The sequence below is a fragment of the Zhongshania antarctica genome, assembly GCF_014202945.1.
Taxonomy (GTDB): Bacteria; Pseudomonadota; Gammaproteobacteria; order Pseudomonadales; family Spongiibacteraceae; genus Spongiibacter; species Spongiibacter antarcticus.
In genome coordinates, this window is record NZ_JACHHW010000001.1 from 258,844 (window position 1) to 284,966 (window position 26,123).

The 26,123-nt window shown below is 50.5% G+C and carries 29 protein-coding genes; 2 read left to right on the forward strand and 27 right to left on the reverse strand.

From position 1 onward, the window contains the following. Positions 1 to 277: 277 nt before the first annotated feature. Entirely contained in the window at positions 278 to 973 is a 696-nt protein-coding gene (trmH, locus tag HNQ57_RS01160) for a tRNA (guanosine(18)-2'-O)-methyltransferase TrmH (RefSeq protein WP_184460798.1), read from the reverse strand. A gap of 187 nt (positions 974 to 1,160) precedes the next feature. Beyond that, a complete protein-coding gene (locus tag HNQ57_RS01165; RefSeq protein ID WP_184460799.1) occupies positions 1,161 to 1,583 on the reverse strand; it encodes a hotdog fold thioesterase in 423 nt (140 codons plus the stop codon). A gap of 145 nt (positions 1,584 to 1,728) precedes the next feature. Here HNQ57_RS01165 and HNQ57_RS01170 point away from each other — a divergent pair, with 145 nt between their 5' ends. Next, the gene (locus tag HNQ57_RS01170) at positions 1,729 to 2,871 is read left to right on the forward strand and encodes an acyl-CoA dehydrogenase family protein (RefSeq protein WP_184461112.1); all 1,143 of its coding nucleotides are present in this window, start codon (positions 1,729 to 1,731) and stop codon (positions 2,869 to 2,871) included. A 71-nt stretch (positions 2,872 to 2,942) separates the two neighbouring features. On the opposite strand, the gene HNQ57_RS01175 is transcribed toward HNQ57_RS01170, so the two are convergent. From HNQ57_RS01175 to HNQ57_RS01290, 24 genes are all read right to left on the reverse strand, one after another. Then, positions 2,943 to 3,749: a bestrophin-like domain gene (locus HNQ57_RS01175; RefSeq protein WP_184460800.1), complete on the reverse strand. Its 807-nt coding sequence runs from the start codon at positions 3,747 to 3,749 to the stop codon at positions 2,943 to 2,945. Between the two features lie 220 nt (positions 3,750 to 3,969). Further along, a complete protein-coding gene (locus HNQ57_RS01180; RefSeq protein WP_184460801.1) occupies positions 3,970 to 5,205 on the reverse strand; it encodes a flagellar hook-length control protein FliK in 1,236 nt (411 codons plus the stop codon). 77 nt (positions 5,206 to 5,282) lie between these two features. After that, positions 5,283 to 5,744 carry a flagellar export protein FliJ gene (gene fliJ / locus HNQ57_RS01185; RefSeq protein ID WP_184460802.1) on the reverse strand — a complete coding sequence of 154 codons (462 nt, stop codon included), beginning with the start codon at positions 5,742 to 5,744 and terminating at the stop codon, positions 5,283 to 5,285. A gap of 16 nt (positions 5,745 to 5,760) precedes the next feature. Then, positions 5,761 to 7,104 carry a flagellar protein export ATPase FliI gene (fliI, locus tag HNQ57_RS01190; protein ID WP_184460803.1) on the reverse strand — a complete coding sequence of 448 codons (1,344 nt, stop codon included), beginning with the start codon at positions 7,102 to 7,104 and terminating at the stop codon, positions 5,761 to 5,763. Positions 7,105 to 7,107: 3 nt separating this feature from the next. Further along, positions 7,108 to 7,866 (reverse strand): FliH/SctL family protein, encoded by a 759-nt coding sequence (locus HNQ57_RS01195; RefSeq protein ID WP_184460804.1) that lies wholly within the window; start codon positions 7,864 to 7,866, stop codon positions 7,108 to 7,110. A 46-nt stretch (positions 7,867 to 7,912) separates the two neighbouring features. Continuing rightward, entirely contained in the window at positions 7,913 to 8,920 is a 1,008-nt protein-coding gene (gene fliG / locus HNQ57_RS01200) for a flagellar motor switch protein FliG (protein ID WP_184460805.1), read from the reverse strand. 1 nt (position 8,921) lies between these two features. Beyond that, positions 8,922 to 10,577 (reverse strand): flagellar basal-body MS-ring/collar protein FliF, encoded by a 1,656-nt coding sequence (gene fliF, locus HNQ57_RS01205; protein WP_184460806.1) that lies wholly within the window; start codon positions 10,575 to 10,577, stop codon positions 8,922 to 8,924. 57 nt (positions 10,578 to 10,634) lie between these two features. Beyond that, positions 10,635 to 10,976 (reverse strand): flagellar hook-basal body complex protein FliE, encoded by a 342-nt coding sequence (gene fliE / locus HNQ57_RS01210; protein ID WP_008249201.1) that lies wholly within the window; start codon positions 10,974 to 10,976, stop codon positions 10,635 to 10,637. Between the two features lie 11 nt (positions 10,977 to 10,987). Further along, entirely contained in the window at positions 10,988 to 11,977 is a 990-nt protein-coding gene (locus tag HNQ57_RS01215; protein WP_184460807.1) for a sigma-54 interaction domain-containing protein, read from the reverse strand. Continuing rightward, the gene (locus HNQ57_RS01220; protein ID WP_184460808.1) at positions 11,970 to 12,152 is read right to left on the reverse strand and encodes a hypothetical protein; all 183 of its coding nucleotides are present in this window, start codon (positions 12,150 to 12,152) and stop codon (positions 11,970 to 11,972) included. Before HNQ57_RS01220 ends, HNQ57_RS01215 begins: the two co-directional genes overlap by 8 nt. 604 nt (positions 12,153 to 12,756) lie before the next feature. Then, positions 12,757 to 13,860 carry a sigma-54 interaction domain-containing protein gene (locus HNQ57_RS01225; RefSeq protein WP_226968256.1) on the reverse strand — a complete coding sequence of 368 codons (1,104 nt, stop codon included), beginning with the start codon at positions 13,858 to 13,860 and terminating at the stop codon, positions 12,757 to 12,759. Positions 13,861 to 14,169: 309 nt separating this feature from the next. Beyond that, positions 14,170 to 14,520: a flagellar protein FliT gene (locus tag HNQ57_RS01230; RefSeq protein ID WP_184460809.1), complete on the reverse strand. Its 351-nt coding sequence runs from the start codon at positions 14,518 to 14,520 to the stop codon at positions 14,170 to 14,172. Positions 14,521 to 14,633: 113 nt separating this feature from the next. Then, on the reverse strand, positions 14,634 to 15,068 hold the full coding sequence (gene fliS / locus HNQ57_RS01235; RefSeq protein WP_184460810.1) for a flagellar export chaperone FliS: 435 nt from the start codon (positions 15,066 to 15,068) through the stop codon (positions 14,634 to 14,636). Positions 15,069 to 15,192: 124 nt separating this feature from the next. Then, positions 15,193 to 16,584 carry a flagellar filament capping protein FliD gene (gene fliD / locus HNQ57_RS01240; RefSeq protein ID WP_184460811.1) on the reverse strand — a complete coding sequence of 464 codons (1,392 nt, stop codon included), beginning with the start codon at positions 16,582 to 16,584 and terminating at the stop codon, positions 15,193 to 15,195. 151 nt (positions 16,585 to 16,735) lie between these two features. Continuing rightward, positions 16,736 to 17,245 (reverse strand): flagellar protein FlaG, encoded by a 510-nt coding sequence (locus tag HNQ57_RS01245; protein WP_008249191.1) that lies wholly within the window; start codon positions 17,243 to 17,245, stop codon positions 16,736 to 16,738. Positions 17,246 to 17,387: 142 nt separating this feature from the next. Further along, entirely contained in the window at positions 17,388 to 18,854 is a 1,467-nt protein-coding gene (locus tag HNQ57_RS01250; RefSeq protein WP_184460812.1) for a flagellin N-terminal helical domain-containing protein, read from the reverse strand. A gap of 620 nt (positions 18,855 to 19,474) precedes the next feature. Continuing rightward, on the reverse strand, positions 19,475 to 20,599 hold the full coding sequence (gene flhB, locus HNQ57_RS01255) for a flagellar biosynthesis protein FlhB (protein WP_184460813.1): 1,125 nt from the start codon (positions 20,597 to 20,599) through the stop codon (positions 19,475 to 19,477). 3 nt (positions 20,600 to 20,602) lie between these two features. After that, positions 20,603 to 21,376: a flagellar biosynthetic protein FliR gene (fliR, locus tag HNQ57_RS01260; protein ID WP_008249185.1), complete on the reverse strand. Its 774-nt coding sequence runs from the start codon at positions 21,374 to 21,376 to the stop codon at positions 20,603 to 20,605. 10 nt (positions 21,377 to 21,386) lie between these two features. Next, positions 21,387 to 21,656, reverse strand: a complete 270-nt coding sequence (gene fliQ / locus HNQ57_RS01265) for a flagellar biosynthesis protein FliQ (RefSeq protein ID WP_008249184.1) — start codon at positions 21,654 to 21,656, stop codon at positions 21,387 to 21,389. Beyond that, positions 21,653 to 22,399 (reverse strand): flagellar type III secretion system pore protein FliP, encoded by a 747-nt coding sequence (fliP, locus tag HNQ57_RS01270; RefSeq protein WP_184460814.1) that lies wholly within the window; start codon positions 22,397 to 22,399, stop codon positions 21,653 to 21,655. The genes fliQ and fliP overlap by 4 nt, the downstream gene beginning before the upstream one ends. Beyond that, positions 22,396 to 22,917 (reverse strand): flagellar biosynthetic protein FliO, encoded by a 522-nt coding sequence (gene fliO / locus HNQ57_RS01275; protein WP_184460815.1) that lies wholly within the window; start codon positions 22,915 to 22,917, stop codon positions 22,396 to 22,398. The genes fliP and fliO overlap by 4 nt, the downstream gene beginning before the upstream one ends. Next, the gene (gene fliN / locus HNQ57_RS01280) at positions 22,914 to 23,327 is read right to left on the reverse strand and encodes a flagellar motor switch protein FliN (protein ID WP_184460816.1); all 414 of its coding nucleotides are present in this window, start codon (positions 23,325 to 23,327) and stop codon (positions 22,914 to 22,916) included. Before fliN ends, fliO begins: the two co-directional genes overlap by 4 nt. Before the next feature lie 9 nt (positions 23,328 to 23,336). Next, positions 23,337 to 24,284, reverse strand: coding sequence for a flagellar motor switch protein FliM (locus tag HNQ57_RS01285; RefSeq protein ID WP_008249178.1), 948 nt, complete (start codon positions 24,282 to 24,284; stop codon positions 23,337 to 23,339). A 10-nt stretch (positions 24,285 to 24,294) separates the two neighbouring features. After that, entirely contained in the window at positions 24,295 to 24,759 is a 465-nt protein-coding gene (locus HNQ57_RS01290) for a flagellar basal body-associated FliL family protein (protein WP_184460817.1), read from the reverse strand. Positions 24,760 to 25,004: 245 nt separating this feature from the next. Between HNQ57_RS01290 and HNQ57_RS01295 the strand changes: the two genes are divergently transcribed. After that, on the forward strand, positions 25,005 to 25,283 hold the full coding sequence (locus HNQ57_RS01295; protein WP_008249174.1) for a peptidylprolyl isomerase: 279 nt from the start codon (positions 25,005 to 25,007) through the stop codon (positions 25,281 to 25,283). Between the two features lie 56 nt (positions 25,284 to 25,339). Here HNQ57_RS01295 and HNQ57_RS01300 read toward each other — a convergent pair whose 3' ends face one another. Continuing rightward, the gene (locus HNQ57_RS01300; protein WP_184460818.1) at positions 25,340 to 25,981 is read right to left on the reverse strand and encodes a TetR/AcrR family transcriptional regulator; all 642 of its coding nucleotides are present in this window, start codon (positions 25,979 to 25,981) and stop codon (positions 25,340 to 25,342) included. Positions 25,982 to 26,123: the final 142 nt, after the last annotated feature.

The following is a 26,123-nucleotide window of genomic DNA, read 5'->3' on the forward strand; positions in this document are numbered from 1 at the left end:
TTGAGGCAGTGTGGCAGTTTTGCAGGGGTGCTTATATCACCCAATTAGATGACGCTGATGGGGACGAGTCTGAAGTCGGAGGTCTGATGTCGGATGCCTGGGCGCTGTATGCTGGACGGGAGACGCTAAGTCAAAAGCAGATTCCCGCGTTCGCTGTAGTTAATAAGCGCAGCGCATGCTTTTAAGCGTCTCCCGTCCAGCATTTAGCTTCCTCAGTCAGCGGTTAATTCCAACAGGGCGCTCTTTTCACGTCCGACATCAGACCTCCGACACCCGACTACGCCTTCGACGCCCGCCCTTCCCGTACAGCCAACTGCCAGCCCAAGCCATCAAGTAGCTCGCCGTCCTCGTCCATGGGCGGATAAGCCAAGCCATTGGCGCGACAGTAATCAGCCATTTTCGGCTGAGCCCATTCAAACAAGGTGCGCTGATAGCTTTCATCGTCGAGGCGAGGCTTGCTATATAGGCCCGCAAGCTGCCGTTGACGCTGAACCTCGGCCAAGATAATGCCTGCGGCAACCGAGACATTAAAGGACTGCACCATGCCCATCATCGGTATGGTGATAAATGCGTCGGCGAGCGCACAACCGGCCGGGCTGACGCCGAGTTTCTCCGCTCCCATTAAAATCACCGTGGGTTTGGCGTAATCCGGTTCCCGAAAATCGACCGCGCCTTCGCCAAGATGGGCCGCGAGCACTTGATAGCCCTGCGCTTTTAAGGGCGCTAAGGCAGTCGTCACATCCTGTTTACGCTCAACATTCACCCAGCTGTGCGACCCCATCGCCGTGCCGCGGAAGGCCTTATAGTCTTTGTCGGGAATAACACAGTGCATACTGCCAATACCGGCAGCATCAGCGGTACGCACAATAGCTGAGAGATTGCGGCTTTTATGCACATTGTCAGTAACAATAGTGAGATCCGGCTGGCGGAATGCTAAAACCTGACGCAGGCGTTGGAAGCGTGCTGCGGTCATTGCTGGGGCCTCAAGAATAAATGGGGCATAAGTTTACAGTAGCCCATAGAGCAGTGAAACATCGGCTTGGGTGACGCTGGACGGGAGACGATAACGCTTAACCAAACAGCGCACTGTTTTTTTGCCTTAGCGTTTAGCGTCTCCCATATCAAGCGTATCGCCTTATATTCAATCTGCCGCCCAGCCGCTAGGACGCCGCTATCACCGCTATCGTCAGTCGCGAAACACACACCGTTTTATCCGCCTCATCAGCGATGCGAATCTCCCACACTTGAGTGCTACGGCCAATGTGTACTGCTTTTGCCACACCGGTAACCACGCCACTGCGCACTGAACGAATATGGTTGGCATTGATATCCAGCCCTACGCACACAAAGCCTTTCTCACAGGCTAAATTGGCCGCCAGACTGCCCAGCGATTCGGCGAGTACTACTGAGGCCCCGCCATGGAGAATGCCAAAGGGCTGGTGAGTACGCTTATCGACCGGCATAGTGCCAGTAATAGAGTCCGCGCCAATATCGGTAATTGTGATTCCCAGCACCTCGACAATGGTATTCGCCGACATTGCGTTAGCTTCATCTATACTTGGGGTATGCGTCCAAATCGTCATGTCATTTTCTCTTGGTCATTTTTAAAAATTACTGCATTGCAGACGGTCATGAAAAGGCTAAAAATCTCCGCTGACATTACAAGTTGACTCTGCTAACATGGGCATAATAATAGCTAGCTTATTAACCGGAGGATACCCCATGTCGATGATCCCAAGAACTGTTTACGAAGAAGAACATGAATTGTTTCGCGGCTCTGTTCGCAAATTCTTAGAAACCGAAGCTGCGCCATTCCACGCACAGTGGGAGAAAGACGGTCAGGTTGATCGCGAACTGTGGATCAAAGCGGGCGAACAGGGTTTCCTTTCCCCTAGCGTTGCAGAAGAATACGGTGGTGTCGGTGTCGACTTCCGTTATAACGCGATTGTCGACGAAGAATGCGGTCGCTCAGGCTTAACCGGTATTGGCTGGGGATTGCACTCAGATATCGCTGTACCTTACATCGAACGCTACGGCACTGAAGCGCAAAAGCAAAAATATCTGCCCAAGTGCGTTACCGGCGAAACCATCATGGCTATCGCCATGACGGAACCCGCAGCGGGCTCAGACTTACAGGGCATTAAAACTACCGCCATTAAAGACGGCGACGATTACATTATTAATGGTTCCAAAACATTCATCACCAATGGTCAGCTTGCCGATCTCGTTATTGTCGTCGCCAAAACCGACCCCAGCGCTGGCGCCAAGGGCATCAGCCTGTTCTTGATGGAAGCGGGCACTCCCGGTTTTACCAAGGGTCAAAATTTAGAGAAGATCGGCCTAAAAGCGCAAGACACCTCAGAGCTGTTCTTCCAAGACGTGCGGCTATCAAAGGATCAGTTACTGGGCGAAGAAGGAAAAGGCTTCATTTATATGATGCAAGACCTTCCCCAAGAGCGATTAAACGTGGCCATTATCGCTGTCGCAAATGCCGAGTCGATTCTAGAACAGACCATAACTTACGTTAAAGAGCGCAACGCCTTTGGCAAAACTGTTGCTACGTTCCAGAACACCCAGTTCAAATTGGCTGAACTAGAAACCCAAGTTTGCGCCGCGAGAGTGTTTTTGGATCGCTGCCTAGAACTGCACGTTGAACACAAATTCGACTCAGTAATGGCTGCAAAAGCCAAGCTACTTACCACTGACCTTCAGTGCAAAGTAATCGATGAGTGCCTGCAGCTGCACGGTGGCTATGGCTTTATGTGGGAATACCCAGTGGCTCGCGCTTTTGCCGACTCACGCGTTCAGCGTATCTACGCAGGTACTAACGAAGTAATGAAGCTGATCATTGGCCGCGACTTGCTAAAGTAAGCCTGCCATACCGGTCAACTAACGGGGCTGCTTGCAGCCCCTTTTTTATGCATTGAATTCAATAAACAAAATTAAATGCTATGGCCCAATTGCGTCACTGGGGCATTCTGCAAAGCCAGTAAACTACTTTGATCAACCATAATTAAGCCGCGCTTGGGGCGATCAAGATCAATAATAATAAACACAATCATGGCAATTAAAAACGACACCATCAGGGTCGGCGCCACCACTCGTTTACCACTCAAACCACTTGAATATCCCAGCATCCCGCCAGAGGCAATAAACACCGTAAACAACAGTAAGAGCACAACTTCCGGCACCCGCATTTGCTGCAGGGCATTGCGCTTGCCTTGGCTGTCGATCATTTCATTCAAGGAGTTAACAAAGGCCCCAGACGTTACCGGGCGCGGGTCGGCATTGGTTGCCGCCACGGCGAGCGCCCACAATTCACTTTGCAGCGCGGCAATCGTTTGATTGTATTTTTTCCGCTCCAAGGCGTGGCTTAAATCAACCTTACCAATTGCAATCCGCATATCAACATAACGCGCCAGCAAGGCATTGGCCTCGTCCTGAAACTGCACCGGCAATAGCTGCACCCGTAAGCTCGCAGTGCCAATAGCATTGGCTTCGGCAATTAAAGCCTCACTGCGGCCGTCAAAACGCTGCATAGACATGCTGAAGGTAAAACCCAACAACAACGCCAACAAACCGAGAATACTACCCTGTATCGATCCCGTGAGCGTCTTCACCTCAGAATCCGTACTGTGTTGCACAAAGCGACCGATTCTAAAACCGACTTCATTCAACAAGACTATGAGAAGAAACAAAACACCGGTAATCAACAGACTGTCGTAATTATAAAGAAAGGGCTGGGCCATGGTATTTCCTAGGTTTGAAATCACACGCGGTCAACAGAGAAAGACCGCCACAAATGCTGACAACCCTAGTATAAACAACGCACGGGGAAGCACTGGCCATTGGTGGCGAAAAGAATTAAAAAGTTCCAGTGCTAACAAAGATTTTCGTCAACAGGTTCATTGGCGGGAGGAAAACCCATGACAAGGCCCCCTTAAATTGCGCAACACTAAACGCTTTGCGCTAGGCGTAATAATCAACCGCAAGCCTACCGTCACTGGCAGCTAAGACGTCAGCTTGATTGCCTAACTCATCATCGCGCTTATCACTACTCGCTAGGTCGGCATTCGCCGCACGGCCGTTTAAATCGCGCTGACCAGCTGACTCACCGGCAAATTGTTGATTGCTATTGGCTGCAGCGCCGTTGCCAAGATTTGGGTTGTGACTAACTTTTACCTCATCCAAGCGCAAGCCTTGCTGCTCAAGGCTGCTATTTAAGCGCGGCAGCATTTTTTCAATTAAATCACTGGTATCACCATTCTGCGTTTGAAACTGCACCGAGGTGCTGTCGCCCTGCATAGATAGCTGAATGTGGATACTGCCCAGCTCTGCTGGATTCAACTGCATGGTTGCGGTGTGAACACCGTTATTCATCATCATACCAATCCGCGCCGCCATAGCTTGCCCCCAACTAGGGTTGTCAACCAAGCTCTGACTCATGGTCAATGCGACCGGCGCACGCGATACATTACCACTCGCGCTATTTAAGCTGTCTTTAAGTTGCGACGTCGCCGCCAACTCACCAAACTCGACGTCCACGTTAAGGTTTTCTACCTTTTGACCTTTGCTTTGCATTAGCCCCTCACCCACCGCAACTGCACCCTGCAGCGCCGCCGCAAAGCCAGTTGTTTGGGGTGTTAGCGCAGGCTGAGTCGCGGCCAGTAACATTGGCGCTTTACCCTGATTTTCGCTCTGCAGGAGTTTTGCTTGCTGTAAGAGAAGCTGGTCTACCGCCTGTTGACCGCGATTACCGCCGCTCAGTGCGTTGTTGTCGTCAATGCTCATCGCTGCGCCCAGCTGAGTTCGCGACCAGTCGATTTGCACCTGCTGCCAGCCCACTACGCTGTGTTCAGCATCTAAACCGTCTGCGCCCCCCGCGAGCGCGATGCTAGCGGCACTGACAGGCGAGGTGAGCGGCAAATCTGTGCCCACTAGCGGCAAGTCTTTGCCGCTCGCAAGATTCTGCGCTAAGACATTTAAACCATCACCAGCTTCTTCATTTAACAGACCCAAAGCATCGGCATCGCTTGGTGTGTCGGTGTCGGTATGAAGATGACTGGCCTTGCCCATATTTCCGGCAAGTAATTGATTAAAGGGCAATTGCGAGGTGGAATCACTGGTATTCGCCCCTTTCACAGCGGCGCGCCCTGACTGAACTGCTTCGCTGCTACTCAGCGCGGGAAGGGAGCTAGACGGCATAACAAGTAACCTTTACAGATTAATCTGATTCGGCAGCCCCGAGGCTATAACCGACAATACTAAAATTAGAGCAAGGCCTATGCCATATCCATATTTTGTCGAGCCGACCAAACAAAGCGTTGACTCGTTAGGTCGTCTGCTTGCCGCTGCTCTTCTGTATTGACTTGCTGCTGCTCCTGCTCGCGGTAGCGATCAGTGAGTTTCTCTAAACTCATTGCGCGACAGCGACTGTCTAACCAATGCTGACGTTCAGTCGCGACATTGGCTTCCGCGCGCGCGACAGCCTCGCCCTGCTGAGCCACTGCCTTAGCAAGCTTACTCATAAAATGACGGGTTTCTTGTAAACGGTGCACATCCAGTTTTTGCGCACTGTGATGTTGGCTAGCGTCAGCGTATTCACGATAATACTGTTTTAACTCATCGTATTTCTTTTGCTGGTGATCAAAGTGCTTTTGACTTTTCGCAAAACGCTTAGCCTGCTCCTGTTCTTTTCGGTCCGCCAAGCTATTCACGGTGTGCATACGCTGGGATTTTTTCATTTAGCCATCTCTTTGCTTATGCGTCGTCCAGTAACAAACCGAGCTGATCTAGAGAGCTGTCAAATGGCTCTGCTTCGTCATAGGCCTGCTGTAAAAATTTCACCATATTTGGCCACAAGCCAACGGCATGATCTAAGCGAGCGTCGCTGCCGCGCTGATACGCACCAATCGTTATCAGGTCGCGATTTTGCTGATAAAGCGAGTACATCTGCCGAAAATAGCGCACCTGATCTTGGTGACTCTTATCCGTAATATCATTCATAGCTCGACTTACCGAACGCTCAACATCAATGGCGGGGAAATGCCCGGCATCAGCCAGCGCCCGCGACAGCACAATATGACCGTCTAGAATCGCTCGGGCTGAATCCACTATGGGGTCGTTTTGGTCATCACCCTCGGCCAACACGGTATAAAACGCCGTTATTGAGCCGCCACCAACCGCGCCATTACCCGCGCGTTCGACTAGCGCCGGCAAGCGGGCAAAAACTGACGGCGGATAGCCCTTTGTCGCAGGTGGCTCACCCGTGGCCAAGGCCACCTCACGTTGAGCTTGGGCGAATCGGGTTAACGAATCCATAAGTAATAACACTTGCTTACCCTGGTCACGAAAATGCTCCGCGATCGATGTTGCCAGCCAAGCCCCTCTCATACGCATCAGCGGCGGATGATCTGCAGGGGTTGCAATAACCACCGCACGTTTCATGTCTTCAGTGCCAAGAATGCTGTCAATAAACTCCTTTACCTCGCGGCCCCGCTCACCAATCAAGGCCACCACCACCACATCGGCCTCGGTGAAGCGGGTCATCATGCCCAGCAACACGCTTTTACCTACGCCGCTACCGGCAAATAAACCTAGACGCTGCCCGCGCCCCACCGTTAGGAGTGAGTTAATTGAGCGCACCCCTACGTCCAAAGGCTCGCGAATAGGCTGGCGCAACAGGGGGTTAATCGGCGTGCCATTGATCGAGCGAGTTTGCTTGCAATGCAAAGGACCTTTGCCGTCCAGTGGCTTGGCCGCGCCATCGAGCACCCGGCCTAATAACTCGTCACCCACGGGGAAGTCTGAGCCCTTGGCAATGGGAATAACTCTGGCATTGGGCATTACGCCGCGCAGCTCACCGGTGGGCATAAGCAGAATTTTATCGGCGGCAAAGCCAACGACTTCGGTTTCTAACCAATCGCCATCTGCGGCCTCAACTAGGCAATAGCCCCCTACCGGCGCTTTGCAGCCAACCGCTTCCAGCATGGTACCCACCACTCGCTTCAGCTGCCCCTCTACCGTGAGCCTTTCTCCACCGCTAAGGCGCTGCCGGTAGAGGGCAAAACGCTGTTGTATTTGTGCACTGGGATCATTTATCACCGCTCAAACCCCATGCTCAATATTGTCAGCGTCACGCTGAGGCACCATTGTCTCGCCCAGCATTTCGGCTACAACATGCTGAATACGCGTTTCCAGCTCTTCATCTATTCTTGACTGATCGCTGTTAATTCGGCATCCACCGCGACTAATTGCCGAGTCTTCAATTAACCGCCAGGCGGGGTCTAACTGTTCGTCGCGCTCAGTGTGCAAGTTGCGCAGCACGTCGGCATCGGCTGGATTTAGACTGATATCAAAGCCACTATTACTCAGGGGCAGCGCTGACACTGCTTTATGAATAAGGTTTTCAATAAGCTCAGGTCGCAGGCTTAATTCGTGGCGCAATAATTGTTTTGATATTGCCAGCGTCATTAAAAACAACTCGCGTTCAAGCTCACTATCAACCCACTTCAACGGCTCCCGTAACGCCGCCAACGCCAGCTGTAATTGCTGACTCTGCTCAGCCAGCAAACGCCTAGATTCCTGCTGCCCCCCAGCCAAGCCCTGCTGAAATCCCTGATCATAGGCTTGCTTACGCTGCGCTTCAAAAGTGTCGGTAGGATTAGACTGATCCGCCGCAATCGTTTGAACGCGCTCAGGTATTGCGCCGGCATTCGACACTGGCGAAGCCATTACTGACATATCGGGTAGCTGCCAAGGCCTATGCGCCACCGAGGCTTCAGTAGAATCTACCGCTGCGGGTAGAAGATCGTCTACTTCTGCATCGACGACCCGAGGCACAAATACCTGAAACACATCCGCCATAGCAGCCTCTTAGTTTGGTAAGTTGCGGTTAGACAGCGCTGCTAATTCACACATAATCGTCATTACCACCGCGCCCCAAATCGATCTGGCCCGCCTCCGCCAATTTTCTGGCGACAGCCAAAATGTCTTTCTGGGCAGCCTCAACATCGCTCAACTTCATGGGCCCGCGCGCATCCATGTCTTCAATTAACATCTCTCTAGCGCGTTTAGACATATTGCCCATAATCTTATCGCGGACTTTTTGGTCGGCCCCTTTTAAGGCCATGGGTAAAATATCGGAGCTGACCTCTCGGAGTAATAATTGAATGCCCTTGTCAGGAATATTAATCAAGTTACTAAACAAGAACATGAGGTCCTGTATTTTCTCAGACAATGCCTCATTCTTTTTCGCAACCGACTCCAAGATGCGTGTTTCCGCTTCAGGGTCTAAGCCATTCATAATCCCGGCTACGGTCAGCGCACCATCAATTTTGCGGTTTTTGAAGGTTGCCGTAACCGAGAGCTTTTTCTTTAATACCGCTTGTAACTGACGCATGGCCGCTTGCGGAATAGTCTGCATATTGGCAATGCGCATCACAATATCATCTTGTAAATCCGGCGCCATTTGCTTCAGCAAAGCCCCTGCCTGCTCCTGGTCCATATGCGCCATGGTGATGGCAATCAACTGTGGGTGTTCATCCTTCAACATATGTAGCAGGGCGTCGGGTTCCAACCAGCGCAGGGAATTCATCTCCTGTGACTCTTCGTCACCCAATACCCGATCGGCCAAGGTCGCGCCCTTTTGCTCACCGAGCGTCGAGGTAAATAATTTGCGCACATAGCCGTGCACACCAACCCCAAGCGACGTCTCCGACTGCATCGACATTCTAAAATCATCGACCACCGCCTCGGCGCGCTGATTGTCCACACTGCGAATCGCAGCCATCGCCGTGCCAATAAGTTCTACTTCATGGGGGTCAACAAATTGCAGCACTTTAGATGCCTGCTCTTCGCCCAGCATCAATAAAAACAAGGCCGCTTTTTCGCTGCCCTTACCGCCCGCACCTGCTGCCATATTAGGATTTACCATTTTCTTCCGACACCCATTTTTTCATTACTTGCGCCACGCGCTCCGGGCTTTCATTCACCACCGAGCGCACTTCGGTCATTTTCTCTTCAAAACCCATTTTTCCACCTAACTGGGCAGGCGTCATTTGCGGGCCGCCCAGCGCCGCTACAGCGGGGTGCAAAACTTCGCCAGTAACACTGTCTACCGCGCTACCGGGCGGGAGTGCGCCACTGACCCCGCGCGCGGCACCGCCACCTTGCATCAGGGTTCGCATACCTGGCCGCAGCACGGCAAATACAATTAACAATACCGCCAGCCCCGCAAAGGTTTGGCGAATTAAATTGGCAAACCAGGGCTGTTCCCAAAATCCGGGGGCACTCATTTCTTCACCAAAACCGACCGGCGTTTGAAAATCTGCTGACACCACCGTCACCCGATCGCCCCGCTCAAGGTCAAAGCCAATCGCATCCCTCACCAGGAGGTTTAACTTTTCTAGCTCAGCCGCGCTAATTTCTACCGAGGTCGCTTGTCCGCCTTCGCTAGGGCCCGCGCGATTCGCTACCACAACGGCTACCGAGAGTTTTTTAATCAAACCTGTTGGGGTTGTTGTATGATTTAAAACCCGCTCAATTTCATAATTGCGCACTATTGAGCGACTGCCAGTTCCAACGCCATCATTGTCGCCAGCTCCCTGGCCACCAATGCTCGGTGGCTCATTCGTCAGTGCCCCCGGAATACCTTTAGCGCCCGCGTTACCCGCAGCACTGCGCCCCTGTTCATTAATTTGCTCACTGCGCACAACCTGGCGATCTGGGTTCCAGCTTTCGCGGCTTTCTTCGCCAGTGGAAAAATCCACATCGGCAGACACCTTCACTCTTACTTGCCCGGCGTCAGCGAGTGGTCTCAACAAATCTTCAATACTGTCCTCATAGGCGCGTTCAATTCGCTGACGGTAACTAAACTGCCGAGAACTTAAACCCAAATCATCTTTATCGCCCTGCTCAGACAGTTGATTACCTTGCTGGTCAACCACCGTCACTTGTTCGGGCGCCAAACCGGTAATACTTGAAGCCACCAAATTCATGATGGCATTGACGTTCTGCTTATCAATACTGCTACCGGGGTAAATATCTAGCATAATCGAGGCGCTGGCCGGTTTACGATCACGCACAAACACCGACTGTTTTGGAATAGCCAAATGCACCCGCGCCTTTCGCACCTGATGCATACTCTCAATGGTGCTCGCCAATTCTTGCTCTAGCGCGTAGTGATACTTCTTAGACTGCATAAACTCACTAACACCAAAACCCTGCTCTTGCTCCAGAATTGCCATTCCCGTGCCATCACGCATAACACCTTGGCCTGCCAATTTAATTCGCGCGTCATGAATTTTTTCAGAGGGAACCATAATAGAGCCAGTTGGCTCCTGAATTTTATAAGGAATACCCGCAGCATTGAGAGCATCAATCACGCCCGCTGCTCGCTCAGGCGCAACATTCGCGTATAAGGTGCGGTAATCCGTACCTTGGGACCACATTACGGCAGCCACACCAATAGCCACGCTGGCGGCAATGCCCACCAATATCAACAGCTGACGCATTACATCATTTTTCGCCAAATCAGCGAGTAAACCCGTCAGCGGATTGTTTTTAGCTTCAGCCATGTTGATAGCCCACCGTCAGTATAATATTTCTCATTACCATTCCTACCAGCAAAGGCATTACATCGACATCCGCATGACTTCTTGGTAAGCATCAACAAACTTATTACGAACTTCAACGACGGCCTTAAAAGCCACTTCCGACTTTTGCATATTTACCATTACTTCGGTCAAGCTAACATCCTTAGCACCGGCCTCAAACGCCGCAGCCAGCGCTCCTGAGGCTTTTTGAGTACTGTTAACCGCGTTAATAGACTCTTTAAGCATCGCCCCAAAATTAACATTAGAGGGCGCATTAACGGCGAAACTGTCTGCCTCCACCATGCCCGACTTCGCAACGCCGGTCTGTTCCCGCAAGGCGCGAATCTGAGTGAGTATTTGATCAACCTTCATATCTGACATGGTCTATCTCCTTAACCCATCAGGTAACTTTGTTCACGCAAACGCGCCAATTTATAGCGCAATGTGCGGGGGCTAATACCTAGAATTTCTGCAGCTTCTTTTTTAGATCGTCCTAAGCGCAAGGCGTCACTAATAAGCCGACGCTCCTGGTCGCGCATAAACCCATCCAAGACTCGACCACTGCCCACGTCACCGTCATCTGCACGACGCATCGGCGTGTCCGCGCTGTACACTTGATCGTTGATAAAGCTCATTCCAGATTCAAACTGAATATCTTGATCGGTAATTTCATTACTCTGCCGCAGAATTAAAGCGCGCTGAATAACGTTATCAAGCTCGCGAACATTACCAGGCCAGCGGTAGTGCATTAGCTTTTCAATGGCATCTTCAGTTAACACTCCGTCAACGCATTGAATGCTGCTATCGCGCGCCAGAAAACTCAGCGCTAGGGGCAATATGTCACCGCGCCGCGCGGCCAATTCTGGAATATGTAAGGGAAATACATTCAAACGATAAAACAAATCCTCGCGGAACATTCCCGCTCTAACCACTTCGCGTAAATCTCGGTTACTGGTGGCAATCACTCGCACATCCAGATTCAGGGTTTTACGACTACCCAAGCGTTCCAGCTCACGCTCTTGAAGAACGCGTAGCAACTTAGCCTGTAAGCCAAGCTCCATCTCCGAAATCTCATCCAGTAGTAAAGTGCCGCCTTGAGCCTGCTCAAATTTACCCGCATGACTATTAATCGCTCCGGTAAACGCGCCCTTCTCATAACCAAACAGCATCGCTTCAAGCATGTTTTCTGGAATTGCAGCGCAATTCAACGCCACAAAAGGGCCGCTGTTGCGGCGCGAGTTATTGTGAATATAGCGGGCATACACCTCTTTGCCCGCGCCACTCTGGCCGCTAATCAACACCGTTGCATCAGTCATCGCCACTCTGGATGCCAATGTTTTAAGGGACTGCGAGGCGCTATCGGCCACTATCAACTCAGACATGACGCACATCTCCTTCGGCAAAACCTGCAAGCTTATTCTTATGAAGCGTGGCCAACACCGCATGTAGCTGCTGCCCACTACTCAACAATTCTCTACGGCAAAGTTCGCGATAGTATTCAGATGTTAGGGATTTATTGCTTTCACCTTTGCGGCCGGTATCGATAATTTTAATCATGCCCGAACTCTCTATTAATCTCTTTAGCCTAGACATAGCAAGCAATATGCCATCAAAAAAAATACAATAAATACAACATGTTAAACAACAACACGGCGAATTCGCCATTTTTTTGGCGACGCCATCCGACTGCATTGCTGAAAGCTTGACGGTAAAGGCGCGACGCTAAATCAAAGGCAAATCGTCGCAATCACGACAACCCCTGTAATTCAGCGCCACGTAAACAAGTATTCAAACGCAAGGAATGTGCTTCAGTATTGGTGCTTAAGCTGCACTTCGTGGCGGGGATAGACCCCTGCCTTCGCAGGGGTGACGTCGTAAGCATATTTCGTCGGGGTGACACCGCACTGGGTGCAACAGTATGGGTGCTTAGCAGACGTAGCGCAGTCTATACGCAATACGTTAACTGGCATAAATTCTGTGGCTGAGTTTGTGGTATTTTACCCGCTACAGCGTCATTGCTGCGTGGTAGGTTTGCACACAGGCGAAAGCCTTGAAATAGTCGTAAGGAAACTACGTGGCTGCGTCATCCCTGCGCAGGCAGGGATCCATGTGAGCGATAGCGAATGCAGTTGATATAGCACTGAACCAAAAAAAAGTTTAACTAAGACACGCCAAGTTTTTTCATTTTCTCGGCAAGCGTAGTTCGCTGTAAGCCAAGTAGCTGGGCAGCACGAGTGATAACGCCGGCTTCCTTGCGCAGCGCCTCGCTGATAAACCACTGTTCAATTTCGAGCAGATAGCCTTTTAGATCGATTCCGTTATCTGGCAAGGGCGGACGACCTGGATTCGATGTAACATCAAGAACAACTTCATCGTCGTCAGCGTGATAAGCGACAAGTGACGACAGCAAGGCATCCTGATCATCGCGACTCGTATCATCATCATTCTCGGCAAGCCCGAGCATCTGGTATTTTTTAGGAAGATCTTGAGACCGGAGTAGCTTTGCCCCATGAGTAATGGCCAAACGCTCCATTAAATTTTCTAACTCGCGCACATTGCCGGGCCAAGCGTACTGCTGCAATGCTCGCATTGCACTGCTGGCGAACTTCGGGGGCTTCATACCTTTAGCTTCTAGTTTTTTCATGAACAAGGCCATTAAGGCCGCGACGTCTTGGGCGTGCTCACGGAGCGCAGGTACTTCAATAGGAAACACATCCAAACGATAAAAAAGATCTTCGCGAAAACTACCATCACGAACCATTGCTTCTAAATCACGATGGGTTGCCGCCAAAATTCGCACATTACAGTGCTGGGTTTGATTACTGCCCACGCGTTCAAAACTGCGCTCTTGCAAGACCCGTAATAGCTTAACTTGCATCGGCAAACTCATGTCACCGATCTCATCCAAGAATAAGGTCCCGCCTTCGGCCATTTCAAACCGGCCTTTACGAGTAGCTACCGCACCGGTAAAGGCGCCCTTTTCATGACCAAAAAGTTCACTTTCCAATAAATCTGCGGGTATCGCACCACAATTCACTGGCACAAAGGGCTTGGCTTCACGTGACGACGCAGAATGGATCCGGCGGGCCACAACTTCTTTGCCACTGCCGGACTCACCGCGAATAAGCACCAAGGTATTGAAGCCTGCTACCTGATCAATAAGCGCATCAAGTGCTTGCATAGCATCCGACTCCATGGCCTGAGGAACAGCGATATCACACCCACTTGAAATCACATTATTATTTAACTGCGCTGAAGCGGTCATTAAGTCGAGAACCTTTTTCAAGCTCGGGTTGCACATAGCAATGCAATATTGCTAGCACTTAGCCGGCGACCAAAATAATCAAATTAATTAGCCGCTATGATGCCGAATTCAGGTTACGTTTGGGTATAGGGGAAAGCCCTAGGTACTAAAAACCAACTTAGCAATTTAAAGACACCCCGCTACCGCTAATCCATACAGTCAGAATCTTATTTCCAAGATATTGATGGCGCAAGAATTTGATCAGAAAACAAGAAAAGCCCACAAATGGCGAACGCGCACTAAGGCTAAGGAGGGGATTATACGCGCTATCTATGACAGGCTATGGCTCAAATAAACGTCAACGTTACGTACGTTTTTCCGAGACAGATTAGCATCAGTCAACATACTGCTACGCTGTAGGTATAAAATATCCGTCACCTGCTGATCAATGTTTAGAATTGCTTCAATGACCTCAGCCACTTGCTGGCTTTCCGACGGCGCGCAGTCCTTCGCAAAAAAAATATCCATTAACGCGCGGCGACGATACTGCTGGGCAACGGCTTCGGCCCAGTCGTTACTCTCGGCGAGATGCTGAATATTTTCACTCATCAGCAATATGTCGCGAAGTTCGCGCTCGCGCGTGCCGAGCACCTCGGCATTGCGCAGTATTTCAATACTCATTTATCACCTGTTAAATAGCCCGGCTAGCACAATCCGAGCAACATTGATCAAAAGCAAAGAAAGCTATTCTACGAACCGCTACGGCACGAAAAATAAATTATGCAACTTAAATACTATACCAACTCTGCCTGATAACGAGCATTTGATTCCGTACCACTTACCTCACTCGGAATGGCATCCCAAGCTTCTTTTAACTCTTTCAGTAGTGACGAAACCTCGTCGAGCGCTTCTTCATCATTATTGATATTGGCGAGCAGTAAGCGACGATTCATATAGTCGTAAAGATTCTCTAAATTCTCGCTCATTTCGGCATTTACGCTGTGATCGAGACTCATCCGCAAGCCGTCAACAATTGACATAATGCGATCTATAGCAACAATTTTAGGTTGTACATCTTTGCGCTGCATATGCCCCTTGGCCACGGCCAAACGATCTAATGCACCATCCATTAACAATTGTATTAAGCGGTGCGGACTGGCCGCCGCTACTGAAGATTGGGCGCCAACGGATGCGTATGCCTGGGTCGCTCTACCTGCTGAATAGCTCATTTTTCTTCCTCTTGGTAAGCTCTGTATGCCTACCTTAATTGACGGCTCTTCACTGGTTTTCTTTAGTATTATTTACAGTCATTTACGGTGGAAAATACCTACTTGCGGCGCAATAAAAACACGCTTACTTCTTAAACACTGAGCCCGGTAAATTATCTAACTGCTGAGTTAAAAAGGTACCCGTTGCGTTCAATTGACCCAGCAAGGTATCTAAGGCCGAAAACTGCGCCAAATAACGCGCTTCAATTGATGCCACCCGCCGATTTAAGGTTTCACGCTGATCGGCAATGCGTTCTACCTGCTGTTTTAAACCTGCGGTGCGGTTGTCTAAAATGCCTCCACCGGCGGTAATATCGCCTATCAATGCATCTAAACGGGTGGCGTAGCCATTTTCACCGGCAAACACGCCCGCCACATTGGCAAAATCAGCGTCAAGCACAGACGTCAGCTTAGTAGCATCCAGCTTTAGCTTGCCCTTTTCTATCGTGGTTATCCCTAGTTCTGCCAGGGAATCTAAGTCCACGTCTAAACCGCTAACAAGGGTGCCCATTTCCTGACGTATTCTATTCGCCACGCTGCGGGTTGCGGAATCACCCTGCAATAAGCCAGCGGTATTCGCCTCTGGATTATAGGCGGTTAAATCATTCAGGGTTGCGATCAAGCTATTGTAGCCAGTCACGAAGCCTTCAATGCTTTTCTTAACCGCGGCGGTGTCATGCTTTACCGTTAAACTCAGACTTTCACCGGGCTTGGCCGTTTTAACATCAATGGTGATCCCTTCCAGCATGCCCTCAAACTTTAAATTGGCGCTGGTTTGGGTAAAACCGTCTACAACAACAATAGAATCTTTAGCTTCAGCCTTCTGGCTCATTGGGCTAGTTTGCGCAGGATCATAGGCCAACTGGCTCAAATCACCGGTATCGCTTGCACTCGGCGTTACGTCGATTTGTATACTGTTCGCCACGCCCGTTTTACTAGACGAAAAAACCAAATGGGCGCCATCTTGATCGGTGACAATACTCGCTGCTACGCCGGTATTATCAGCGGCCTTGTTTACCGCGTCGCGGATTGCCGTTAGGGAGTCTTCACCGTCGGCAACTGTCACTGAAAACGTTTCGCCGTTCTGGCTAAAGCTCAGCACCCCACTGCCGACCACCGTAGCGCTGTCGGTATAGGCTTGCGACGCAATGGTGTGTTTGGCCGCCAATTGCTCTACTTTTACCGAATATGTACCCGCGGCAGCCGCTGCTGTTGTGGTTGCCGTAAAAACAGCATTATCTGAGGAGGTCGCCGAACGCTTGGTAAAGGTGTCGACATTTTTTAAGGCGCTGAGGCTGTTTTGAAAGGTCGTCAATGATGATTTGAGCGAGCCGAACGCAGATAAGCGCGCCTGAATAAGCGCTTCTTTGGAGGCGAGACGGGTTTCTTGAGGGGCGCGTTCTGCCTGAACCAATTGCGAGACAATACTATTGATATCCAGCCCTGACCCAACACCCGATGCTGTTACCGACGCCATAATGTCTCCTGCACCTGAGGTGCCTTAGCCTGAATTATTTGCGAAGGCTGCCATTAACCTCCTACAAAACCCATGGCCTGCTGTTACTTTGCCACGCAAAAACGTGAACGATTTAGCCATTCAAACACAGACAATGCACGTTATGCGCCAATTAAGCCTGGTCTTCAATCAAACTGCCGGTACCTTCAATAAAAGTACGGGCAATATTCAATAATTCTTCTGGCGGTATCTGCCGTATAACTTCACCCGACTCGGCGTGAATGACTTTTAAAATTGTTCTACCAGTAGTGTCGTCTACCGAAAATTCGAGGTCGCGCTCGCGGTCCTTGAGGATTTCATTGAGTTTGGCAACTGCTTGCGATGTTTTCTCTATACTATTTGTTGAGTCAAATTCTGCCACCAAAGCCATGGCCAAACGGCTTAACTCATTGCTCGGTTTGGTCTCTTCACCCCGTGCTTTTGCGGCATCTTGGGCAGTGCGACTGGGCGCCGCTTGCGAGGAATTCGAGGTAGACGGCAAAGATTTGCCGCCCGGTACCGGCACAAACCGGCCGCCAGCTTGCGTTGCCGCGCCCGCGTTAGTATTTGCCGCCGTCGCACTCGGTGACGCTGGCTTGGCATAGCTTGGCGCTAGCGCTTGTAATGATAAGCTCGTATCCATAATGTAACCTACTCACCCTATCAAACAGTTATACCAGAAACACGAACAGAGCCTTTAGGCCCCGTCGTCTTTCCCGTTAACTCCCTGTCTGGGCCGTTAATTCCCGCCATCCAATGGATGGCGGGTCCTAGCGGGCTGCGACTTACTGCAGCAGACTCAGAGCGGCCTGTGGTAATGCATTGGCCTGGGCTAAGATCGCGGTGCCTGCCTGCTGCAGAATCTGCGCCTTAGTCAGGTTGGCAGTTTCAGCCGCAAAGTCAGCGTCCAAAATCCGACCACGTGATGCCGCCAAGTTTTCAGAGATGGTCTGCAAGTTAGTAATGGTAGACTCGAAGCGGTTTTGGATCGCACCAAAGTCGCTGCGACGGTCGCTGATTGCGGTTAGAGCTGAGTCAACACGGCGGATCATGTCATTTGAAGCGGCTACCGTCGTGACACCTGCAGACGACAAGTTACCGGACACTGCTGCGTCAGTCAGACCTGCACTTGTCGCCGCAGCGCCAGTAAAGGTAATCGCCTCAGAAGCGTAGATGGAGAAAGTGCCATCACCATTATCTTCAGCAAGACCGTTGCTACCCAGTGCAGTGTTGATCGCTGCCACCAAATCTTCGGTGGAAGCGTAAGTGCCATCAGCAACTGCAACCGCGTCAGCATCACCGATTGCGATACTGAAGTTACCTGCGACCGTTACACCTGTCGCTGCAGTTGGCGCTACAACAGCATCACCTACGGTATTAGCGGGTGCCGCCGGAGCCGTACCACCTGAGCCGCCAGCGGTGTAAACGACATTTTCCATCCCTGCAAGGGCGCCCGGCGCATCACTAGTAATAGTAAAGTCTGAGCCAGATCGAGTAGCTGTGGCAAAGCCTGATAGCGCAGCATTTAACTTGGTCTCAATACTAGCAGCGTCCTCAGCCGCACTATCCAGAGTAATTGAATAACTTGCTCCAGCAAAATCGAAGGCCAAACTTCCTGGGGTGGTATAATCCCCTTCTATAGTAGCTGAGCTAAAGGTCGATACAGTCGCTGTACCTGCATCACCAGAATCTCCATCCATCACAACACTTAAGTCACCAGAGACTGCGCTTGCCGTTGCTCCCAAAGAGTTAAGGCGCGTACTTGCAGTCAAATCAAGACTAATAGTCTCACCAACGTTAGAGCCAACCTGGAACACCGCATTACCAAAGGAGCCATCCAGAATCTTGCGGCCGTTGAACGAGGTCTGTGAGGAGATCCGATCGATTTCAGCCAGACGCTGCTGTACTTCCGCGTCGAGTGCACCACGGTCAGAGTTAGAGTTAGTCGCGTTAGCAGACTGTACTGACAACTCGCGAATACGCTGTAAGTTGTTGGTAATTTCGTCCAGCGCCGCTTCACCAGTTTGCGCCAGTGAAATACCGTCGTTGGCATTACGAACCGCTTGGTTCAAACCATTGATTTGGGTGGTAAAGCGAGTAGAGATGGCCAGGCCGGCAGCATCGTCTTTAGCGCTATTAATACGCAGACCAGTAGAAAGGCGCTGCAGCGAGGTGTTCAATGTTTCTTGCGACTTTTGCAGGTTGCGCTGGGCATTCAAAGAGGCAACGTTGGTGTTGATGCTAAGTGCCATGGTAAATCTCCTTTCCACTCTATGCGGTAAAGACGTAAGTCTTTGATTAAGCACCAGTCAAAGTGACTGTAGTTTGCTTTCAATCCAATTAACGGCCGCGTATGAGAGAACTTTAAGTTTTTTTTAGTATTTGTGGTAAATACGTATAAAGGCAGGTTGGAAGTCGAGTGTCAGGCGCTAGGTACCAAGTGCTCGCTTAATACTTGACGGGAGACGGGGGACGCTTTTATTCGCTGCGCTCACATGGATACCTGCCTGCGCAGGTATGACCACAAGATCAAAAACGTCATTCCTGCGAAGCCGGGGGCCCATCTCCACAACCGGCTGGCTCTTTCCCAATACTTTCGCCTGACATCAGACTTAAACCCCTGTTATGACGCAGATACCGCACAACGCAAAGCCATCGTCACTCCTGCGCAGGCAGGAGTCCATCTCTGCAACGGCACAACCGGCAGACGCATTCACAGTACTTACTTACGACCTCTGACTTAAGCCCAAGGTGTAACGTAAATAAAACACAATGCAAAACAACCGTCACTCCTGCAAAGGCGGGTGTCCATCCCAACAACGGAGTAACCGGCTGGAACTTATTCCCCCACGGCCAATGTCTGACCTCAGACCTAAAGCAAGTCTTTCAAGTAGGCGTCGTCCACCTCTGGCTCCGGCGGCTCGGGGTATTCGCCACCCAAAGTCTCCCAACTCCGCAGCTGATACACATAGGTCAGGATTTGCGCCACGGCCAAATACAGACCCCCAGGAATTTCGGCATCGAGGTCAGTACTGGCAAATACCGCCCGCGCCAATCGAGGAGACTCAACAATGGGAACGTCGTGTTCCATAGCCAATTCACGGATCTTAGCGGCAATATTGTCGGCACCTTTTGCTAACAAGGTCGGCGCCGCCATGCGGGCTTCATCGTATTTCAGGGCCACGGCAAAATGGGTGGGGTTGGTGATAATAACGTCGGCAGTGGGGACTTTTTCCATCATCCGGTTATTGGCAGCGGCTTGTTGCATTTCCCGCAGTTTGGCTTTTACTTCTGGGCGGCCGTCAGATTCCTTGTGCTCATCCCGCACCTCTTGACGGGTCATGCGCAATTCCTTGTGGTAATTCCACAGTTGCCAGGGCACATCGATGGCCGCTATTGCGAGCAGCGGCAGGCTCACAATAAAGAAGAACCAAACCAGCAGTGATGCGCTGTTTTTAATCGCCTCTTTCGGCTCTTGCAAGCCCAGGCCGAGAATATCGCCAGCCAGCCCAGAGAGGAGAAATATCGCCGCCGCGCCAATAAACACCATTTTCATAAGCGCTTTGGCTAATTCACCGAGGCTACGCAGAGAAAATAATTTAGCGACCCCCTTAATCGGGTCCATGCGCGATGGCTTAACACTTAAATTAAACGTCCAACCGCCCAAAATGGTCGAAGAAAACACCACGGCAATAATGGCGATTAGCATTAACGGCCAAATTGTCAGTAAACCGCGAACCAAGGTTTCGTAGAGTCGACTCGCTAATTCTCGCTCATCAGCAATGAGAAAGCTCGGCGACAAACTACTCGACAGTAGATCTTGTAATGCCACCGCCAACTGCCCGCCAGTAAATAGCAAAATAGCGGCGCCCGACAGGGTTACCATCATGGTGGTGAGTTCTTTTGAACGCGGCACCTGCCCCTTTTTTCGGGAGTCGGCGAGTTTTTTCTCCGATGCGTCTTCTGTGCGTTCTTGACCGTCTTCGTTCTCAGCCATGATTTACATCCCGAGAAATTGCTCGGCGGCCACAAAGGCAGCACCGAGACCAGAAGACAAAAGTGGCAATAAATTTGGTAACAGGCGATCCACCACCATAAAACCAATTAACATCGCGATTGGGAAGCCCACCGCAAACAAGTTCAAGGTGGGCGCTGCGCGGCTAACCACACCCATCGCAAGCTGCACCACTAACAGTGCAACCACAGCGGGAATAGCCACTCGAATTGCACCGGTAAACAGCTCCGCACCGCGCACAATAACCACCCCAAGCTGGTCGCCAGATAAAGCGCCACCGCCAATTGGCCAATACTCAAAGCTTCGCGCCAATAGATCTAAAAAATCCAGATGGCCATTCATGGCGACAAAGAGCAGCATGGTAAATATCAGTAAGAACTGAGACAAAACCGGCACTTGCACGCCACGCTGCGGGTCGACCATCATCGCAAAGCCCAAGCCCATACCCATGGCGATTAACTGCCCCGCCAAAATGATGGCGTCAAACACCAGCTGAATAATAAAACCAAGACATAAGCCAATGAGAAATTCATTGGCGATAAGGAGCATGGTTTCTATGCCCAGTAAATTCATTGGCGGGGGGGCAGGCAAAATCGGTAGCAGAACCGCAGTAATAAACACCGCCACCATAATTCGAGCGCGGGCAGGAATATAAGCTGCACTGAATAAGGGAGCCGTCATCATGGCACCGCCTACCCGTATAAAAGGCAGCCATGCACTCGCCAGCAAGACGCTGAGCTGGTCTGCAGTAAGCCCCATCACGGTAAGGTCACCCCACCAAGCTCGGGATCATTTCAAACAGTTGGGTGGTGTAGTCTATTAATTGACGCAGCATCCACGGGCCCGCTATACCCAGCACCACCACAAGCACCACCAGCTTTGGAATAAAGCTTAAGGTCATGTCTTGAATTTGGGTGGCTGCCTGAAACATACCAATCATCAAGCCAGCGGCCAGCGCCGACAGCAATAAGGGCGCGGCCAATAACACCGTTACATTCATGGCCTGTCGGCCAAGTTCAATAACCGTGTCGGCGTTCATTGGTAAAAACTCGCCGCTAATGAGCCCATTACCAAGCTCCAGCCGTCTACTAACACAAACAACATAATTTTAAAGGGCAGCGAAATCATCATCGGCGACAACATCATCATACCCATAGACATCAAAACACTGGCGACCACCAAATCAATGACCACAAAGGGGATAAATAATAGGAAGCCGATTTGGAAGGCCGTTTTCAGCTCACTGGTTAAAAACGAAGCCATTAAAATGGCAAAGGGTACGTCCTCGGGTTTGTCAAAGGCATCTTGGCCGGTGATCTCGGCAAAGCGGGCAATGTCTTCTTCACGAGTTTGCCTTAGCATAAAGGCACGGAAAGGTTTAAAGCCGGTTTCAACGGCCTGTTCAAAGGGCATTTCTTCCGCTATATACGGCTTAATTGCATCGTTATATGCAATCTCAGCCACTGGCTGCATAATAAACATGGTGAGAAACAGCGCCAAACTCAGCAAAATTTGGTTTGACGGCGTCTGCCCCGTGCCCAGCGCTTGGCGCAGTATCGACAATACAATCATAATCCGCGTAAACGCAGTCATTCCTAACAGTAACGCGGGCAATAAGGTCAGCGCCGTCATTACCGCCAGCAATTGCAGCGATACCGTATACTCTTGGCCACCCCCCGCTGCGGGCATAGCGGTTACGGCGGGCAAAGACAGCTGCGCCGCGTTGGCGAATAACGGCAGACAGGTTCCTATGAATAACAGCGATTTAGCTATGCGACTCATGATGCACCCCCAGAATCGCCGCTTGGGGTCTTAGGTGCAGATTGTTTGGGCAAGCGCGCTAATAATTTAGCAAAGGGCGAATCTTGAGGAATCACCTCGTCGCTACCTTGTGGCGACGACCAAGTATGCAATGTATTGATCGCCGTTGCGGTACAACCAAGCAGCAGTTTTTCATCACCGACCTGCACCACCAAAAGCTTTTCTTTCATACTCAGCGGAATCTGGCCAACCACCGCTACGCCGGCTTGATTAGGCCCCGCCACCAAACGGCTTTTACGTAACAACCACAGTAAAACCACAATACACAGCGACACCAGCAATAGACTGCCAAGCAAACCACTAATATCAAGTTGCCCCAAGCCCGGCGCAACTGTCGGCAAGACTGGCGTTGCCGCACTGGTCTTGGCCACCGCTAAGGGCTCTACCGTTCCGGCAACGTCCTCGCACCAAGCGGGCAAAGCAATCGCAGCCAAAATGCCACCAAGCCCATAAGACACCCTACGCAATGACACCATCATCCCCGGCGCTCACGCTCTTCTTGGCCCACGACTTCGGTGAGCATAATACCGAATTTGTCTTTAACCACGACAATTTCGCCACGCGCCACCAGAGTATCGTTTACCAAAACATCAAGCGGCGTACCTGCCGCGCGGTCCAATTCAATAATCGCGCCCTGACTAAGTTCGCGCAAATCGCGAATACTCATTTTGGTTCGCCCAACTTCAACAGCGACATTGACGCTGACATCCATAATCATATCGAGGCTCATATCATTACTCATACGTCCACTCCCCGATGGGCTAGCTGCTGGCTTTGTTTGCTGAGCGCTTGTGTGTTCATTTAATTCCTTAATTTCTGCGGCGCTTACCGCCTCTTTTAGATCCGTGGCAGCCGCCACTGGCTCTTGATTATTGACGTCGTCTGTCATGCATCCTCCTCAGCGCTGGGGCCGCTTTTTCGGCACTGGCCCCTCGAGTTTCACCGCTAAATTTCCCTGGTGACTGCCAAATCGACCCCGCATAAACGGCTTACCATCAACTTCCAAAATCAATTCATCTGGCGAGGGCAAATCAATAATATCGCCGACCTTAAGACCGGCGACTTTTTTCAAACTCAGTTTGGTTTGCGCTAACACCGCCACCAATTCTATTGGGGCCGACTCCAAACCTTCCAGTAAACGATCTCGCCAATCATCGCTAGAAGGTTTGCGCTTACTTTGCGCGGGATCACCTAGGCTGTCGCGCACTGCATCAATTGCACTCCACGGCACAATCGACCACAGGCCGCCAACAAAATCACCGATATTAATTGTAAATCGGGTGGCAACTAAGGAATCTGCTTCGCTAATGGTGTCTAGCATGCGCGGGTCGTTGTATTGCGCGGCAATTGTCGGATCAGTTTTTATTACCGACTTCCAGGCACTGGCAATATCCGGGAGCAAAGCGGTGTTAAGCATTTCCATGAAACTGAATTCAGATACCGACAAGGTTTCGCGGTCACCCTGTTGACTTGCGCCAGAACCGCCAAAGTAGCGATCAACCAACTGAAAAACCAACTCAGATTCAAAAGCCAAAAACAAGCTGGCACTCATTGGCAGGCCCTGCACCACAGATAAACTGCAAGGCGCAGATAAGGTGTTCACCATTTCGTCAAACTTCATCACGGTGATTTTATCGGTCTGAACCGAACTCACCGCCGCGACAAACTCCTGCATTCGATCTTTGGTCGCATTGGCAAACTGCGACTGAATCAGCGACAACGCCGGAATAAGGCGTTGCACGGCGTAATCTTGACGAGCGAGATTATACTTGCCCTTACCTGGGCCATTGTCTTCCTCGCCAGCCATAAGCGCCTCGAGCTCTTCCGGATCGAGTACGTCACTCACATTGGCAACCTCATTGCACGACGAACTTGGTAAAGTACACAGCGTCGATGCCGCCTTTACCAGATTCCGTCTTTAAAACGTCATTAATCACCGCCATCGCTTCTTCTTGAATTTTCTGGCGCTGTTCTACGGTGGCAATTGCCTCGCGATCTAACTTGCTAAGAAACAAGAGCAAATCATTACGAATTCGCGGTTCATATTGCTCTACCCGACTAAAAGTATCATCTCGACGCGACATTAATTCAATTTCAATCATCAAAAAGCGCATGCTGCGCTCATTCTGCAAATTCACAACAAAGGACGGCGACAGGCTGTAATACTCCGGCGCTTTCAGGGCTGGAGCAGCAACTACCGCAGCTTCACCGTCAGCTGCGGGCATCGGCCGCGCAGTGCTCTTCATAAACCACCACGTTCCGCCGACCGCTGCCAGCAGCAAAACGAGCACACCCACAATTAAAATAATCTTTGATTTCATACGTTATGATCCACAATCTGCATACAGAGAAAACATAGCTGCTAAACGGGTTATAGCAAGCCCCATGCCAATGAAAATTATACTTAAAAATCAAACGCTTAATATAGATACAAATCCTTACGACAAAACTTTGGCGCCCGCCGGCTTAAAACAACCAAAATTTAAACAACAATATCAACCTCTCTCCAACAACTAGGCTCTTGGTTGCTGCTATAATTCATCAAACATATTAAGGAGATCGTTTAATGACCGTTGCTTCAGCACGACACATACTGGTTAAAACCGAACAAGAAGCGAAAGATATTAAAGCTAAAATTGCTAAGGGCGGCGATTTTGGTGAATTGGCGAAAAAGCATTCCGATTGCCCGTCTGGCAAACAGGGTGGCGACCTCGGCGAATTTCGCCCCGGTCAAATGGTAAAACCCTTTGACGACGTAGTTTTTAAAGAAGCGGTTTTAGAAGTACACGGCCCCGTTAAAACCCAGTTTGGTTACCACTTAATTCAGACTATTTACCGCAACTAAAATAGCCGCAAGCGTCAATAACGCGAGCTCGGACTGCACACTTTAGTGAGGCACTACTAAGGTAGTAACAGGGAGTCTGAGCCAGCAAAATTATTTAGGTAGGAAATCATGGTACGAGCTGACTCGCGCTGATACTCGGGCGTAATAACGCCATGAAAATGATACGACAAGCGCAAACACGCAGTGCCTAGCTCAACCGTTAATGCGCGGGCATTCGGATTGGATGCTGGCAAGACAACATTGACTGACGCCATCAACATTTCAACCTGACGGCCCAAATGCTCAATGGTCAGTTCCAGAGCCTTACTACTTTCATCGCTGGCCATCGCGCCTAAAATCAACATCCGGCCAACGGGGTTACTATTGTGGAACTCCGCGACCGTCTCAGTGATTCGATAAACCATCTGCGGCCATGACAGCCTGCCTAATTGCTGCACCGCTCCCTCAACATGCCCCTCAAGTTTTATCAGATAACGCCGACTCAGCTCATTTAACACGGCATACGGTGTCGGGAAAAAATGGTAGATACTCGTTCGCGTATAACCAAGCCGTTCAGCCAGTTCTGGGATAGAGAACCCAGAAATACCCTTGGCGAGCAGTAGTAGCTCTGCCTCGGCAAGGATTTTCTCAAAACGCGCTTTGCCCCGCAGCTGCTGCGGGGCTCTAGCTTCTGATATCACGGTATGTGGACTGTTCATGGCTAAACACTATCACTTGACAGTCAAAACGTACATAAGTATGTTAATGGTATTCCCATACAATCAGTACGCAATGTTTAGTTAACTGGCTATATGACAATGCCAAACGCCAGTAAAAAAATAAAACCTAAAAATAACTACA